This is a genomic window from Mycolicibacterium arcueilense (assembly GCF_058536225.1).
In genome coordinates, this window is record NZ_JBZTYL010000011.1 from 64,271 (window position 1) to 80,275 (window position 16,005).

General features: G+C 67.2%; 13 protein-coding genes. 9 read left to right on the forward strand and 4 right to left on the reverse strand.

From position 1 onward, the window contains the following. Positions 1-39 precede the first annotated feature (39 nt). Positions 40-2,436 (forward strand): FtsX-like permease family protein, encoded by a 2,397-nt coding sequence (locus AC4LGL_RS16885; protein ID WP_491839927.1) that lies wholly within the window; start codon positions 40-42, stop codon positions 2,434-2,436. On the opposite strand, the gene AC4LGL_RS16890 is transcribed toward AC4LGL_RS16885, so the two are convergent. From AC4LGL_RS16890 to AC4LGL_RS16905, 4 genes are all read right to left on the reverse strand, one after another. Then, positions 2,423-3,046: a class I SAM-dependent methyltransferase gene (locus tag AC4LGL_RS16890; protein ID WP_491839779.1), complete on the reverse strand. Its 624-nt coding sequence runs from the start codon at positions 3,044-3,046 to the stop codon at positions 2,423-2,425. The genes AC4LGL_RS16885 and AC4LGL_RS16890 overlap by 14 nt on opposite strands. Continuing rightward, a complete protein-coding gene (locus tag AC4LGL_RS16895; protein ID WP_491839780.1) occupies positions 3,043-3,642 on the reverse strand; it encodes a DUF4389 domain-containing protein in 600 nt (199 codons plus the stop codon). The genes AC4LGL_RS16890 and AC4LGL_RS16895 overlap by 4 nt, the downstream gene beginning before the upstream one ends. Further along, positions 3,626-4,822 carry an FAD-dependent oxidoreductase gene (locus AC4LGL_RS16900; RefSeq protein ID WP_491839928.1) on the reverse strand — a complete coding sequence of 399 codons (1,197 nt, stop codon included), beginning with the start codon at positions 4,820-4,822 and terminating at the stop codon, positions 3,626-3,628. Before AC4LGL_RS16900 ends, AC4LGL_RS16895 begins: the two co-directional genes overlap by 17 nt. 65 nt (positions 4,823-4,887) lie before the next feature. Next, positions 4,888-5,592 carry a type III PLP-dependent enzyme domain-containing protein gene (locus tag AC4LGL_RS16905; protein ID WP_064887291.1) on the reverse strand — a complete coding sequence of 235 codons (705 nt, stop codon included), beginning with the start codon at positions 5,590-5,592 and terminating at the stop codon, positions 4,888-4,890. Positions 5,593-5,862: 270 nt separating this feature from the next. On the opposite strand from AC4LGL_RS16905, the gene AC4LGL_RS16910 reads away from it, so the two are divergent. From AC4LGL_RS16910 to AC4LGL_RS16945, 8 genes are all read left to right on the forward strand, one after another. Continuing rightward, on the forward strand, positions 5,863-5,967 hold the full coding sequence (locus AC4LGL_RS16910; protein WP_208859885.1) for a potassium-transporting ATPase: 105 nt from the start codon (positions 5,863-5,865) through the stop codon (positions 5,965-5,967). Further along, positions 5,964-6,053, forward strand: coding sequence for a potassium-transporting ATPase subunit F (locus AC4LGL_RS16915; RefSeq protein WP_019347277.1), 90 nt, complete (start codon positions 5,964-5,966; stop codon positions 6,051-6,053). Before AC4LGL_RS16910 ends, AC4LGL_RS16915 begins: the two co-directional genes overlap by 4 nt. After that, positions 6,053-7,723 (forward strand): potassium-transporting ATPase subunit KdpA, encoded by a 1,671-nt coding sequence (gene kdpA / locus AC4LGL_RS16920; protein WP_491839781.1) that lies wholly within the window; start codon positions 6,053-6,055, stop codon positions 7,721-7,723. Before AC4LGL_RS16915 ends, kdpA begins: the two co-directional genes overlap by 1 nt. A 1-nt stretch (position 7,724) precedes the next feature. After that, on the forward strand, positions 7,725-9,887 hold the full coding sequence (gene kdpB / locus AC4LGL_RS16925) for a potassium-transporting ATPase subunit KdpB (protein ID WP_491839782.1): 2,163 nt from the start codon (positions 7,725-7,727) through the stop codon (positions 9,885-9,887). Position 9,888: 1 nt separating this feature from the next. Then, complete coding sequence (locus AC4LGL_RS16930) at positions 9,889-10,749, forward strand: potassium-transporting ATPase subunit C (protein WP_491839783.1); 861 nt, start codon at positions 9,889-9,891, stop codon at positions 10,747-10,749. Between the two features lie 19 nt (positions 10,750-10,768). Beyond that, positions 10,769-13,306: a DUF4118 domain-containing protein gene (locus tag AC4LGL_RS16935; RefSeq protein ID WP_491839784.1), complete on the forward strand. Its 2,538-nt coding sequence runs from the start codon at positions 10,769-10,771 to the stop codon at positions 13,304-13,306. After that, entirely contained in the window at positions 13,303-14,004 is a 702-nt protein-coding gene (locus tag AC4LGL_RS16940; RefSeq protein ID WP_454791718.1) for a response regulator, read from the forward strand. Before AC4LGL_RS16935 ends, AC4LGL_RS16940 begins: the two co-directional genes overlap by 4 nt. 114 nt (positions 14,005-14,118) lie before the next feature. After that, on the forward strand, positions 14,119-15,999 hold the full coding sequence (locus AC4LGL_RS16945; protein WP_491839785.1) for a propionyl-CoA synthetase: 1,881 nt from the start codon (positions 14,119-14,121) through the stop codon (positions 15,997-15,999). Positions 16,000-16,005 lie beyond the last annotated feature (6 nt).

Here is a 16,005-nt window from a genome sequence, read left to right on the forward strand (position 1 = left end):
ATCGTGCACCGGCGGCGCACCCTCGCCTCCATCGCCGTAATGGCTGTGTCGGCAATGTATCTCGTGGCGATCCTCGGCATCTTCGGGTCGATCACCGGATCGGTCAACCGACTGGCGGACGGCGTCGCCGGTATCGCCGCCCTCGAGGTTTCGGGTGTCACGGACGCGGGGTTTCCCGAATCGGTAGCAGCTGACGTCGCCAAGGTTCCCGGCGTCGCGACCGCCGCCCCGATGATCCGGATGTCCGCGCCCACCGCGACCGAACCGGTACTCCTGTTCGGTGCCGACGACCGCAGTCGTGCACTGGAAGGCGCCCTGAAAGATGCCGTTGGAGTGGATGTTCAAACCCCGACGGCACAAGAGGGTGTCCGCGTCGGGCCCGCCGTCGGTCACGCGAAAGGCGAGACGTTCCAGCTCGGGTCGGGCTCGGTGACTGTCTCCGAAGTCCTTGAGGGCAAGCAGCTCGCCGACCTCAACGGCGGCCACTATGTGCTGGCCCCACTCCCGTTGGCGCAGAAGGTCACCGGCAGACTGGGCCAGCTCGACTCGATCCTGATCACCACGACACCGGGCGCCGACCCCGCCACGTTTAGAGATCAGGTCACCGCGGCGGTGAACGGCCGGGCCCTGGTCGCTACCCCGAGTTCGCGGGCGGCCCGCGCCGGTGATGGCGTCAAGCTGATGAACTACATGGCTCTGATGGGCGCGGCGGTCGCGCTGGTGGTCGGCGCGTTCCTGATCTACACCACGATGACGATGGCGATCGCCCAACGCCGCCCGGTCATCTCGATGCTGCGGGCCATCGGCGGCCGACGCGCCACCATCGTCCGCGACATGCTGGCCGAGGCCACGATCCTCGGGCTGATCGGCGGCACCATCGGCTCACTGCTCGGAATTGTGTTGGGCCGCCTGGCGATCGGCCGGCTGCCACCGACCATGACGCAGGGCCTCGAAGCGCGCATCGAGTACTGGCTGCCCAACTACGCGATCCCGGTAGCCATCGCCGCCACGGCACTGACGAGTGTGGCGGCGTCGGCGATGGCGGCTCGGCAGGTGTACAAGGTCTCGCCGATCGAGGCGCTGGCCCCGGTCGGCGTATCGGCGGCGGACAACGTGCCGCGCTGGCTGCGCATCGTCACCGGCCTCGCGGCGATAGCGGTGCTGGCGGCGTCGGTCCTGATCGTGTGCTACCAGCCGGGTTCGGTGGCGTTCGTGGCGATCGCGGCCCTGTTCACCGCACAGATCGCGCTCGGATTCGCACTCGCCGGCCCCATCGTCAGAGCCACGGCCGCGGTGGCGCGCCTGTTCGGATCGGCCGGAGCACTGGGCGCGGCAACCGTCGAGCGGGCACCGCGGCGCGTGTGGGCCACGGTGATGACCGTGCTGATCGCCGTCGTGACGACTGTGGTGATCACCGGCACGAACAACGACATGATCCGCTCGGCCCGCGATGTCTTCGCCCCGGTCGCCGACGTCGACGTCTGGGTGAGCGCCAACCCGCCCGACGAGTACGCCACCGGCCTTCTGCCGCAAGGCCTTACCCAGAACGTCACCGAGGTGCCCGGGGTCGCGAAGGTGACCGAGGGCGCCCTGGGCTTCGCCGTCGTCGGCGGCACCCGCGTCATGCTCGACGGCTTCGCCCCTGGCAGCCACGATGCCCTCTTCCGCGCTCTCGACGACCAGACCCGCAACGACGTGCTCGCCGGTCGCGGCGTGGTGCTCTCCCAGAATCTGGGCAAGACCCTCGATGTCCGAGTCGGCGACGACCTACAACTGCAGACGCCGCACGGCCCCCAGCAGGCGAAGGTACTGGCGCTGGTCCCCTACTTCTCGACCGTGATCGGCACGGTCGGAATGGGGCTCGATCAGATGCGTACCTGGTTCGACCGACCGGGGTCGACGACGTTGCAGGTCACCGCCGTCAAGGGAACCGATCCCGATCGCCTGCTGGCCAACGTGAGTCACGTCGTCCCCGCGCCGAATCACGCCTACGACGGCCGCACCGCCCTGGCCGGTCTCGAAGCCCCGCTGCACCAGAGCATGCTGATCGCCAACGCGGTGTGGATCATCGTGGTGTTCGTCGCCGCGGTCGCGCTGCTGAACACGCTGACCCTGTCCGTGCTCGAACGGCGCCGCGAGATCGGGGTGCTGCGGGCGATGGGATCCAGCCGCCGCTACACGCTGGCCATGGTGCTGGCCGAGGCGGCCGCCATCGGCATCGTGGGCGGCATCCTGGGACTGCTCGTCGGGCTCGTCGATCAGTGGCTGTTCAGCCTCGTCAGCGGCGACATCATGAACTTCAACGTCACGTTCCGGCCGAGCCCGATGGCGCTGGTGTTCACCCTCGGTGCGCTGGCGATCAGCCTGCTGGGCTCGCTGCCACCGGCGCGACGGGCCGCGCGGCTCAACATCATCGAGGCCGTCAGCGTCGAATAGTCGCGACCCCCTGCAGATGTGGTGTGCACGGCGGCGGCACCAGCGTCCGCTGGGTACTGCGCAGCCCACTGGTGTCGAACCCGGCCGCGGCGATGGCGTCGACGGTGCGGCGGTTGGGTTCACACCCCGATGACAGCCACGCCCACGGCCTGGCGATCAGGTCCTGGAACCGCCCCATCAGGCCCTCGCCGCGGACATGCTCCAGAACCACCAACCGGCCATCGGGCTCCAGCACGCGCCGGATCTCACCGAGCGTGGCCGCAACGTCGTCGACCGAGCACAACACCAGCCCGACATGGACCGAGTCGAAACTGTTGTCCGGAAACGGAATCGACTCCCCTGCCCCGTCGACGACATCGACCTCGACGCCGTGCCGCCGGGCCAGGGCACGCGCCATCCGCCGCATCGCCGGCTCCGGCTCCACCGCGGCGACCGACGTCACCGCCCCCGGAAGGAACAGCAGATCGGTCCCCGGCCCGACCCCGACCATCAACAACCGGCCCGTCGCATGACTCATCGCCGACCGCCGGTAGCGGCGGTAGAACAGCCTGTCGAATATCGGCATACCGAGCCGATACACGTAGGGGAACAACGGATTACGGTGCTTCAATACTTACTGCCCAGATCCAATCGGAAGGGTGGATATTCGTCGCTCATCAACGACACGTACACAGCCACACGGTAACGCCAGCGGACCATGCCCATCAGAAGATCGAACATGTCCTCCGACACTGCCCCCCGAGCCAACAGCCGCACCGCGGAGATGACGCACAGCACTTGCAGCGGCGCCTCCATCGCCCAGCACATGATGATCTGCGGCAGCGCCAACAACCACCACTTGACCAGCACGGCCCCTCGGGAGAGCTGCTCGGGATAGGCGACTTCGAGATCGCCGGGATAGTCGGAATCGGCTTTGAGGGTGAACGGCGGATATCGGTCGGTGGTGTTCATCGGGAAGCGGTAGTTCATCACCCGCCACGACCACCGCAGCACGCCGACGTTGAAGTCGAACAGGGGCCGCGGATACCGGCCGGTGAACAGGATCGCGATACCCGCGGCCAGCACCACGAGCGGGTACACCAGGTAAAGGCCGATCAGGATCGGATAGTGCGGCACGGCCAGGATGCACCACTTGACCAGCCACAGACGGCTCGACGGCGCATCGATCGCGCCGCGGACCCGCACCGCCTCAGTGGGCATGTTCATCCCTGCCGGTGATCGTCGCCGCGGCCAAGTCCCGGTCGATTCCCGCCGCCATCCGGCGATGACTCACCACCCGCAGGAACGTCGCCAACACCCAGGTCATCATCCGGTTCGGCACCATCGCCGCGGGCCGCAGCACGGCCTCACCGTGCGACACCTGCAGCGAGGCCACCCGTGACACCGCAGCGACCCGACGGCGGCGGGTGTTCTCGTACCAACGCAGGGCACCGGACAGATCCCGTTGGGCGCCGTGCCGGAAGTCCGACACCGCCTTGCACAGCACCATCGTGTCGAGCAGTGCCTGGTTGGTCCCCTGTGCGAGTGTCGGTGGCATCGTGTGGGCCGCATCGCCCAACAACGTCAACGCACCATCGCCCGGCCCGGGAATCGGATGGCGGAAATGCGGATAGGGCGAACGCGCCAGATCGTCGTCGGTCAACGTCGCAAGTACCTGGTCGACCAGTTCGGACCATCCGGTGAAATTGGCGCGGATCACCTCGATCGGGCGGTCCGGCCGGACGAAATCCGGCGTCCATGGCAGGTCGAACCACCACTGCACCTCGGTGTCTCCGGCCGGCCAGAGGCCGAGGTTCCCTTGCTCACCCACGATGACGAACGCGACGTGCCGATCGGCCCCGTCCGGAAGCGCGGCCAGCCCTTGCCAGCTGCACCAGCCGGTCGGCTCCGCGTGCGGTGCGCCGACGATCTCGCGGATCTTGGAGTGCAGGCCGTCCGCGCCGATCACCAGATCGCCTTCCGCGCAACTGCCGTCGGCGAAATCGAGCCGAACACCGTGGCTGCCGTTCGCGACACCGACCACCTGCGCGTTGCACCGGATCCGTTCCGCCGGAAAACCTTCCAGCAGCCGCTCGAGCAGAATCCGACGCGGGACCATCCGCACCGGCGCACCCATCCGACTCACGATCGCGGCCACGTCGAGGGTGGTCATCGGGCGTCCCGTCGAAGTCACCACCCGAACGGTGGCCAGCTCCTGGCCGGCCCCGTCCATATCGACGCCCAGCTGCCGCAGCACCGCTTCGCCGTTCGACCAGATCGTGACGGCCCCGCCGCCGGCCCGCACCTCGGGGCGCTGCTCGAACACCGTGACGTCATGTCCGTCGCGCAGCAGTCCACGGGCGATGGAGATCCCACCGACCCCGGCACCCACAACGAGGACCTTCAGCGACGCTTGCGGCGCTGACTGGACGTGGTGCCGGCCCTGGGGCCGTTTTGGGCCCACGGCTCAATTTATGTCCGATGCAGGTCCGCTGTACAGGGTTGCCGTCTCGTTCCCGCAGGCTGGGCCGTCACCATGGCGACCGGTCGTGGAAAACGCAACGTCGCACACGCATCGTCGAGGGTCTGGTCGATCAGCTCAGCCAGCTCCGACAGCCCTCCCGGTGTCTCGTCGACGGCGAATCCGTCCCCTGAGATCGCGACCCGGGTCAGCACGATACTGTGCGCACGCCGGATCTGGGCCATCTCCGCCAGCATGTCACCCATCGCGGCCGGATAGCTGACGAAAGCGTCCTCGCCGGAGCCGATTTCACATGCGAGCCCGACGAGATCGAGACGCCGGCCCGCCACCACCGCGTCGACCACCTTGTCATCGGCCACCCGCGTCATCCCCACCAGCACCCGTTGCCTGCGGTGTGCCACGGTGGCCGACACGAGCAGGTCGACCTGGTCGGTCGTCGTCACGACGATCCGGCCCACTCCCAGATTGGCTGTGCAGAACACCAATTCATCGGCCGTCATCCGGTCGGCGTAGACGATGAGAAACATCGGGTGGATTCCCACACCGATCGCGGTGATCAGGTCTGCACCGGTGCGGACCTCGACGGCGAGTCCGTGATCACGCGCCCGCTTGGCAACACGGGAGTCCGCCAAAGCCGTTGCTGGTAGGGAAAGCTCGACCACACCCAATGATCGAAGTCCGATCGGCAGCGTCACTGAAACCTCTTCTGCAAAGCGCCCCGGCCGGTTGCCACAGGCGTACAGCTCGAGACTCCGCCGCCCCCCTGCCGGCGCACCAGCGTCTTTGCGGGCCCTTGACAGGCCCGGCGGGAACTTTGACGCCGCGTTGACGCCAGCCCGGGTCTTCGTGAACGAAGTCCGTTAAGGACGGCGCCGCGGCCGTAAAGAAAGCGTCAAGGCCCCGTTCACGGCATCTGCCTGGACAGATCCTGGGAAAGGCCACCGAAATCCGGAGGCCCCGTAAACGTGTCTTCGAACGGAGACGACATGTCTGTCCTGCTCTATTTGGTGCTGACCGTGGCGATCTTTGCGCTGCTGGGCCTGGTGCAGAAGTTGGTCGAGGGACTGTGAGCTACGAAAACGTCGTCGGCCTGGGCCTGGCCATTCTGATCGCGCTGTTTCTCTTCGCGGCGCTGTTGTTTCCGGAAAGGTTCTAGTGACTACTACAACCGCGGGGATCGTCTTCCTCGTCGTCCTCATCGCCGCGGTGGCGGCGGTCCACCTGCCGCTCGGCGACTACATCTACCGCGTGTACGCGTCGGACAAGCATTCGCGCGTGGAGCGCGTCATCTACCGCCTGATCGGCGCCGATCCGAAGGCCGAGCAGACCTGGGGCGCCTATGCCCGCAGCGTGCTGGCGTTCTCCGCGATCAGCATCCTGTTCCTGTTCGTCTTGCAACTCGTCCAGGGCAAGCTGCCGCTGCACCTCAACGATCCGGGCACCCCGATGACGCCGGCGCTGGCCTGGAACACTGCCGTCAGCTTCGTCACCAACACGAACTGGCAGGCCTATTCGGGTGAATCAACCCAGGGCCACCTGGTGCAGATGGCCGGCCTGGCGGTGCAGAACTTCGTGTCCGCCGCGGTCGGCATGGCCGTCGCGATGGCCTTCGTCCGGGGTCTGGTCCGGCGTAATACCGGCGAGCTCGGCAATTTCTGGGTCGACCTGGTGCGCGGCAATCTCCGTATCCTGCTGCCGATTTCGATCGTCGGTGCGCTGATCCTGGTCGGCGGCGGGGCCATTCAGAACTTCGCGCTGCACACCGAGGTCGTCAACACCCTCGTGGGCGGCACCCAGACCATCCCGGGTGGCCCCGTCGCCAGCCAGGAAGTCATCAAACTGCTCGGCACCAACGGCGGCGGCTTCTTCAACGCCAACTCGGCGCACCCGTTCGAGAACCCCACCACGTGGACCAACTGGGTGGAGATCTTCCTGATCCTGATGATCCCGTTCTCCTTGCCGCGCACGTTCGGCCGCATGGTCGGCAGCCCCAAACAAGGTCTGGCGATCGCCTCGGCGATGGCGGTGATCGCGACGCTCAGCGTCAGCCTGATGATGCTGTTCCAGCTGCAGGGCCACGGCACTGTTCCCACCGCTGCCGGTACAGCGATGGAAGGTGTCGAGCAGCGATTCGGTATCGCCAACTCCGCGGTGTTCGCGGATGCGACGACGCTGACGTCGACCGGCGCGGTGGACTCGTTCCACGACTCGTACACCAGCCTCGGCGGCATGATCACGATGTTCAACATGCAGCTCGGTGAGGTGGCTCCCGGCGGCGTCGGCTCCGGTCTGTACGGCATGTTGGTTCTCGCGATACTCACGGTGTTCGTCGCGGGCCTGATGGTCGGCCGCACCCCGGAATACCTGGGCAAGAAGATCACCCCGCGGGAGATCAAGCTTGCCGCAACGTATTTCCTGATCACACCGTTGCTCGTATTGACCGGCACGGCGGTGGCCATGGCCATGCCGGGCCAACGCGCCGGCATGCTGAACACCGGACCGCACGGCCTGTCGGAAGTGCTCTACGCGTTCACGTCGGCCGCCAACAACAACGGTTCCGCGTTCGCGGGCATCAGCGTCAACACCGAGTGGTACAACACCGCGCTCGGCCTGGCGATGGTGTTCGGCCGCTTCCTGCCGATCATCTTCGTCCTGGCGCTGGCCGGATCGCTGGCCCGCCAGGGCAAGACACCCGAATCCGTCGGCACCCTACCCACTCATCGACCCCAGTTCGTCGGCATGGTCGCCGGCGTCACCCTGATCCTGGTCGCCCTCACCTTCTTGCCCATGCTTGCGCTCGGGCCCCTTGCTGAAGGAATTCACTGAAATGTCAAGAGTTCACTCCTTCCCCGTCGCCGAGCGTCACGCCAGAGTGGCGGCCGACGGCGGCAGCCACTCCAGCGTGACAAAGGGCTCGCGAATCCAGGGCGGCCTGCTCGACCCGAAGATGCTGTGGAAATCGACGCCCGACGCGCTGCGCAAGCTCGATCCGCGCACGCTGTGGCGCAACCCGGTGATGTTCATCGTCGAGATCTGCGCCGTAGCAGCAACACTGTGCACGGTTCTGAATTTGTCCTGGTTCGCCGGGTTGATCGTGGTCTGGCTGTGGCTCACGGTGATCTTCGCCAATTTGGCCGAGGCTGTCGCCGAGGGACGCGGCAAGGCCCAGGCCGAATCGCTGCGCAAGACCAAGACCTCCACGATGGCGCGGCGCCTGACCGCCTCAGGCGTTGAAGAAGAAGTGGCCGCTCCGCTGCTGCAGCAGGGCGACGTCGTGGTGGTCGAAGCCGGGCAGGTGATTCCCGGCGACGGCGATGTCGTGGAAGGCATTGCCTCGGTGGATGAATCGGCGATCACCGGTGAATCGGCACCCGTCATCCGCGAGTCGGGCGGTGACCGGAGCGCCGTCACCGGCGGTACCACGGTGCTGTCCGACCGCATCGTCGTCCAGATCACCCAGAAGCCCGGCGAGAGCTTCATCGACCGGATGATCAACCTCGTCGAGGGCGCCAACCGGCAGAAGACCCCGAACGAGATTGCGCTCAACATCCTGCTGGCGTCGCTGACGATCATCTTCGTCTTCGCCGTCGCCACCCTGCAGCCGCTGGCCATCTTCTCCAAGGCCAACAACCCGGGCGTCGCAGACACCCTGGCGCTCAACGGGAGCGGCATCTCCGGCATCGTCATGGTGTCGCTGCTGGTGTGCCTGATTCCCACCACGATCGGCGCCCTGCTGTCGGCAATTGGCATCGCCGGCATGGACCGGCTCGTGCAGCGTAACGTGCTGGCCATGTCCGGCCGCGCCGTCGAAGCCGCCGGTGACGTCAACACCCTGCTGCTCGACAAGACCGGCACCATCACCCTCGGCAACCGCCAAGCCGCCGCGTTCGTGCCACTGTCCGGCGTCACACCCGAGCAACTCGCCGACGCGGCACAGCTGTCCAGCCTGGCCGACGAAACCCCCGAGGGCCGTTCGATCGTGGTGTTCGCCAAGCAGGAGTTCGGGTTACGCGGCCGCACCCCCGGTGAGCTCGACAAGGCGCACTGGGTCGAATTCAGTGCCAACACCCGGATGTCCGGTGTCGACCTGTCCGGTGACCATCGCCTGCGCAAGGGCGCCACCGGTGCGGTCGCCGAATGGATCCGCTCCGAAGGCGGCAAGGTCCCGACCCAGCTCGGCGACATCGTCGACGGGATCTCCGCCGCCGGCGGCACCCCGCTGGCCGTCGGTCACGTGGTCGACGGTAAAGCCCAAGTGCTGGGCGTCATCCACCTCAAGGACGTCGTGAAGCAGGGCATGCGGGAACGCTTCGACGAGATGCGCCGCATGGGCATCCGCACCGTGATGATCACCGGCGACAATCCGTTGACGGCCAAGGCCATTGCCGACGAGGCCGGTGTCGACGACTTCCTGGCCGAGGCCACGCCCGAGGACAAGATGGCGCTGATCAAGAAGGAGCAGGCCGGCGGCAAGCTCGTCGCGATGACCGGCGACGGCACCAACGACGCCCCCGCCCTGGCCCAGGCCGACGTCGGCGTCGCGATGAACAGCGGGACCTCGGCGGCCAAAGAGGCCGGCAACATGGTGGATCTCGACTCCGACCCGACCAAGCTCATCGAGATCGTCGAGATCGGCAAGCAGCTGCTGATCACCCGTGGGGCACTGACCACGTTCTCGATCGCCAACGACATCGCGAAGTACTTCGCGATCATCCCGGCGTTGTTTGTGGCCCTGTTCCCCGGCCTGGATCTGCTCAACATCATGCGGCTGCACAGCCCGCAATCGGCGATCCTGTCCGCGGTGATCTTCAACGCGATCATCATCGTGGCGCTGATCCCGTTGGCGCTCAAGGGTGTCCGCTACACCCCGAGCATCGCGTCCAAGCTGTTGAGCCGCAACCTGTACGTGTACGGCCTCGGCGGCATCATCGCGCCGTTCATCGGCATCAAGCTGATCGACCTCGTCGTCCAACTCTTCCCGGGAATGTGACATGAAAATCTCCAACCTGGTTCGTCAACACGCCGCGGCCCTGCGCGCGCTGCTGGTACTCACCGTGATCCTGGGGATCGGCTACCCGGTCTTCATCTGGCTGGTGGCTCAGATCCCCGGCCTGCGCGACAAAGCCGACGGATCGCTGATCGAGGCGAACGGAAAACCGGTGGGCAGCAGCCTGATCGGTCAGTCCTTCACCGATACCGACGGCAACCCGCTGCCTCGGTACTTCCAGAGCCGGCCGTCGATGGCCGGTGACGGGTACGACCCGATGGCCACCAGTGCGAGCAACCTCGGCCCGGAAAGCATTGTCGACCAACCCGACACGCCCAGCCTGCTCACCCAGGTGTGCACGCGCAGCGTCGCCATCGGCAAGCTCGACGGCGTCGACGACTCCCGCCCGTTCTGCACCGGAGGCGGTGTGGGAGCAGTGCTGTCGGTGATCGGACCACGCGATGCCCGCGGAATCGTCACCCACCCGACGAAGGTGGTCAGCGTCAACGAGCCCTGCGACGCGACGAAAGTCCCGTTCCTCAACACCTACGAGGGTGTGCGGGTCGAATGCGCCAAGGCTGGCGAGGACTACAGCCTCGGCCTGATCGTGCCGATCCGCGGCAGCGCGCCCGCCGACCCCGCGGTACCGGCCGATGCCGTCACCGCCAGCGGCAGCGGCCTGGACCCGAACATCTCGGTGGCCTACGCCGATCTGCAGGCCAACCGGGTGGCGAAAGCCCGCGGCCTCAACCCCGAACTGGTACGCGCCATGGTGGCCCAGCACACCGACGGACGCACCCTGGGCTTCTTCGGCGAACCGCGGGTCAACGTGCTCGAACTCAACATCGCCCTCGACGCACTGTAGGCACGAGGATGATGGTCTTGTGAGTACGTCGGCGTCCAGCCCCACCAAACGCGGTGAGCTGCGCATATATCTGGGCGCGGCGCCCGGCGTGGGGAAGACTTACGCGATGCTCGGCGAGGCTCACCGCCGCCTCGAACGCGGCACCGACGTCGTCGCCGCGGTGGTCGAGACCCACGGGCGCAAGAAAACCGCCGATCTGATCGACGGCATCGAGATCATCCCGCCGCGCTACGTCGAGTATCGGGGTGGCACCTTCCCCGAACTCGACGTGGCCGCGGTACTGGCCCGCAACCCGCAGGTAGTGCTGGTCGACGAGCTCGCCCACACCAATACCCCTGGCAGCAAGAACCCCAAACGCTGGCAGGACGTCGAGGAACTGCTGGCCGCCGGGATCACCGTGATCTCGACGGTCAACGTGCAGCACCTGGAAAGCCTCAACGACGTGGTCACCCAGATCACCGGAATCGAGCAGCAGGAGAAGGTTCCCGACGAGATCGTCCGGGCGGCCGACCAGATCGAGCTGGTCGACATCACCCCGGAGGCACTGCGGCGCAGGCTGTCCCACGGCAACGTGTACGCGCCCGAACGTGTCGATGCCGCCCTGTCCAACTACTTCCGGCGCGGAAACCTCACCGCGCTAAGGGAATTGGCCCTTTTGTGGCTGGCCGACCAGGTCGACGCCGCGCTGGCCAAGTACCGCGCCGACAACAAGATCACCGACACGTGGGAAGCCCGCGAACGCGTCGTCGTCGCCGTCACCGGCGGTGCCGAGTCGGAAACCTTGGTGCGCAGGGCCTCACGCATCGCCTCGAAGTCCAGCGCCGAGCTGATGGTGGTCCACGTCGTTCGCGGAGACGGGCTTTCGGGAGTCTCGGCGCCGCAGATGGGGAAGGTACGGGAGCTGGCCGCCAGCCTGGGCGCCACCGTGCACACCGTCGTCGGCGACGACGTACCCGCGGCACTGCTCGATTTCGCCCGCGAACGCAACGCCACCCAGTTGGTGCTCGGCACCTCGCGACGGTCCCGATGGGCCCGGATTTTCGAGGAGGGCATCGGGCCCGCTGTGGTGCAGCAGTCGGGCAAGATTGATGTCCACATGGTGACCCACGACCAGGCCCGTCGCGGGTTCAGCTGGGCAACCGCCACACCCCGGCAACGCCACGTCGCGTCCTGGCTTGCGGCCCTGGTGGTACCGTCCGCGATCTGCCTGCTGATCGTCGGGGTACTGGATCCGATTCTCGGGGTCAGCGGCGAGAGCGCGCTGTTCTTCATCGGTGTGCTGGTCGTGGCGCTTCTGGGTGGTGTCGCGCCCGCGGGGCTGTCGGCCCTGCTGTCCGGGCTGCTGTTGAACTACTTCCTGGTGGCGCCGCGGCACACGTTCACGATCTCCGAACCCGACAGCGCGGTCACCGTCGTCGTGCTGCTGCTGGTCGCCGTAGCGGTGGCGGCTCTGGTAGACGGGGCGGCGAGCCGGGCCCGCGAAGCCAGGAAGGCCTCGCAGGAGGCCGAACTGCTGACCCTGTTCGCGGGGTCGGTGCTCCGCGGCGCCGACCTCACCACCCTGCTGGAACGCCTGCGCGAGACGTACTCCCAACGCGCGGTGAGCCTGCTGCGCGAACAGAACGGAACCGCCGAGATCGTCGCGTGCGTCGGCACCAAGCCGTGTGCCGAGGTGGACACTGCCGACACCGCGATCGAAGTCGGAGACGACGAGTTCTGGCTGTTGATGGCCGGACGCAAACTCGCCGCCCGTGACCGCCGCGTGCTCAGCGCAGTCGCCAAACAGGCTGCCGGACTGGTCAAACAACGCGAGCTCACCGAGGAGGCAGGCAAGGCCGCGGCCATCGCGCAGGCCGACGAACTGCGCCGGTCGCTGCTGTCGGCGGTCAGCCACGACCTGCGCACCCCGCTGGCCGCGGCCAAGGCGGCGGCGTCGAGTCTGCGCAGCGAGGACATCGACTTCTCCGCCGAGGACACCGCCGAACTGCTGGCCACCATCGAGGAATCCGTCGACGCGCTCACCGCGCTCGTGGGCAACCTGCTGGACTCCTCCCGGCTATCAGCCGGGGTGGTCCGCCCCGAGCTGCGCCGGGTGTATCTGGAGGAGAACGTGCAGCGGGCACTGCTCGGAATCAGCAAGGGCGCCACCGGATTCACCCGCGAAGGTCTGGACCGGGTGAAGGTCGAAGTCGGCGATGCCGTCGCGATGGCCGACGCCGGGCTGCTGGAGCGGGTGCTGGCCAACCTGATCGACAATGCCCTGAGGTATGCGCCCGACGGCCCCATCCGGGTCAGCGCCGGGCAGGTGGCCGACCGGGTACTGATCGCGGTGATCGACGAAGGGCCCGGAATGCCGCGCGGCGCCGAGGAACAACTCTTCGCGCCGTTCCAGCGACTCGGCGACCACAACACCACCATCGGTGTCGGCCTGGGGCTGTCCGTCGCGCGCGGTTTCGTCGAAGCCATGGGCGGCACCATCTCGGCGACCGACACCCCCGGCGGCGGCCTGACCGTCGAAATCGACCTTGCCGCACCGCCAAAGGACGAATCTGCATGACATCCACCACCGCCCCCAAGACCCGCGTCCTGGTGATCGACGACGAGCCTCAGATCCTGCGTGCGCTGCGGATCAACCTGTCGGTGCGCGGCTATGAGGTCGACACCGCCACCGACGGCGGACAGGGACTGCGCGCCGCCGCCGATCACCGGCCCGACGTGATCGTGCTCGACCTCGGCCTGCCCGACATGTCCGGCATCGAGGTGCTGGCCGGCCTGCGCGGTTGGCTCTCGGCACCGGTGATCGTGCTCTCGGCCCGCACCGACTCGTCCGACAAGGTCGAGGCGCTCGACGCCGGAGCAGACGACTACGTCACCAAACCCTTCGGCATGGACGAGTTCCTGGCCCGGCTGCGGGCGGCCGTGCGCCGCGGAGCAGCGGCTTCCGAGACCGATGAGCCCGTCATCGAAACCTCGTCGTTCACCGTCGATCTCGCCGCCAAGAAGGTGACGAAGAACAACCACGAAGTACACCTCACCCCCACCGAATGGGGCATGCTCGAGATGCTCGTGCGCAACCGCGGCAAGTTGGTGGGCCGCGAAGAACTGCTGCGCGAGGTGTGGGGCCCGGCCTATGCCAAGGAGACCCACTATCTGCGGGTGTACCTGGCGCAGCTGCGCCGCAAGCTTGAGGACGATCCGTCGCATCCGGTGCATCTGCTGACCGAGGCGGGGATGGGCTACCGCTTCCAGGAGTGACATTTCCGACCTCCACCGACCGATGACCGCGCGTAACTGACCACCCATCGCGGACAGGCCACCGACCAGCGACAATCACCGATTTCGGCTGGCCCGACACGCTACGGTGCCGGTATGTCAGGTGATGGTGCCCTTTACCGTGCTCTGTTCGAAGCCAGCCTCAACGACCCGGCCACGTTCTGGGCCGACGCCGCCAAGGCGGTGACCTGGACTTCCGAGCCGCAGCGGGTACTCGACGACACCAACCCGCCGTTCTACCGCTGGTTCCCCGACGCCGAGCTCAACACCTGCGCCAACGCCCTGGACCGCCACGTCGCCGAGCGCGGCGATCAGGCCGCACTGATCTATGACTCCCCCGTCACCGGCACCAAGGCCACCTACACCTACCGCGAACTGCGCGACACCACCGCCCGGTTCGCCGGGGCCCTGCGTGAGCTCGGGGTGAACAAGGGTGACCTCGTGGTGGTCTACATGCCGATGGTCCCCGAGGCCGTCATCGCGATGCTGGCCTGCGCCCGTATCGGCGCGGTGCATTCGGTGGTGTTCGGCGGGTTCGCCGCCCACGAGCTGGCCACCCGCATCGACGACGCCCGCCCCGTCGTCGTGGTGAGCGCATCCTGCGGCATCGAGCCGACCCGCATCATCGAGTACAAGCCGATGCTGGATGCGGCACTCGACATCGCCGAGCACAAACCCAGGGCCTGCGTCATCCTGCAGCGCGAGCAGAGTCCCTGCGAATTGGTCGACGGGCGCGACCACGACTGGCAGCAACTGGTGGCCGACGCCGCACCGGTCGATCCGGTGGCCGTCGCCGCCACCGATCCGCTGTACGTGCTCTACACGTCGGGCACCACAGGCAAACCCAAGGGCATCGTCCGCGACAACGGCGGCCACGCGGTGGCCCTGCTGTGGAGCATGCGCCACATCTACGACGTGGCACCCGGCGACGTCTTCTGGGCGGCCTCCGACGTCGGCTGGGTGGTCGGGCACTCCTACATCGTGTACGCCCCGTTACTCCTCGGCGCGACAACCGTTCTCTACGAAGGCAAACCGATCGGCACCCCCGATGCCGGCGCCTTCTGGCGGGTCGCCGCCGAGTACGGCGTCAAGGCGCTCTTCACCGCGCCGACCGCGATCCGCGCGATCAAGAAGGAAGACCCCGACGCCACGCGACTGGCCGATTACGACCTGTCCGGGCTCAAGTACCTGTTCCAGGCCGGCGAGCGCCTCGACCCCGACACCTACCACTGGGCCGCCGACAAACTCGGCATCCCGGTGGTCGATCACTGGTGGCAGACCGAGACCGGATGGGCCATCGCCGCCGACCCGATGGGCGTCGAGCCCCTGCCGATCAAGGCCGGTTCAGCCACGGTACCGATGCCCGGCTACGACGTGCAGATCCTGCGTTCGGACGGCAGCCAGTGCGAGGCCGGCGAGGAAGGCGCGATCTGCGTCAAACTGCCGCTGCCGCCCGGCACATTGCCGACGCTGTGGGGCGACGACCACCGCTATGTCGCGTCGTATCTGTCGGCGTTCACCGGGTACTACCTCACCGGCGACGGCGGCTACATCGACTCCGACGGCTACCTGTTCGTCATGGGCCGCACCGACGACGTGATCAACGTGGCCGGGCACCGCCTGTCCACCGGATCGATCGAGGCCGTGCTCGCCGACCATCCGTCGGTGGCCGAATGCGCGGTGATCGGTGTCGCCGACGAGCTCAAGGGTCAAGTGCCGCGCGGGTTCGTGGTCCTCAAGACCGGTGCTTCGACCGAGGGGATCACTCAGGAGCTGGTCGACCGGGTGCGGGACAACATCGGCGCCGTGGCGGTTTTCAAGAAGGTCGACGTGGTGTCGGCGCTGCCGAAGACCCGCTCGGGCAAGATCCTGCGCAAGACCATGCGCGGTATCGCCGACGGGCTCGACGAGCCGGTGCCCTCCACCATCGAGGACCCCGCCGTGCTCGACGCGCTCAAGGATGTGCTGCGGGGCTGAGGTTTC

What these genes read in the sequence shown, in the direction of transcription:
- AC4LGL_RS16885 (WP_491839927.1), top strand. Translation starts at nt 40, where the DNA reads ATGGCTGTGTCGGCAATGTATCTCGTGGCGATCCTCGGCATCTTCGGG.
- AC4LGL_RS16895 (WP_491839780.1), bottom strand. Translation starts at nt 3,642, where the DNA reads ATGAACATGCCCACTGAGGCGGTGCGGGTCCGCGGCGCGATCGATGCG.
- kdpB (WP_491839782.1), top strand. Translation starts at nt 7,725, where the DNA reads ATGTCAAGAGTTCACTCCTTCCCCGTCGCCGAGCGTCACGCCAGAGTG.
- AC4LGL_RS16930 (WP_491839783.1), top strand. Translation starts at nt 9,889, where the DNA reads ATGAAAATCTCCAACCTGGTTCGTCAACACGCCGCGGCCCTGCGCGCG.
- AC4LGL_RS16940 (WP_454791718.1), top strand. Translation starts at nt 13,303, where the DNA reads ATGACATCCACCACCGCCCCCAAGACCCGCGTCCTGGTGATCGACGAC.
- AC4LGL_RS16945 (WP_491839785.1), top strand. Translation starts at nt 14,119, where the DNA reads ATGTCAGGTGATGGTGCCCTTTACCGTGCTCTGTTCGAAGCCAGCCTC.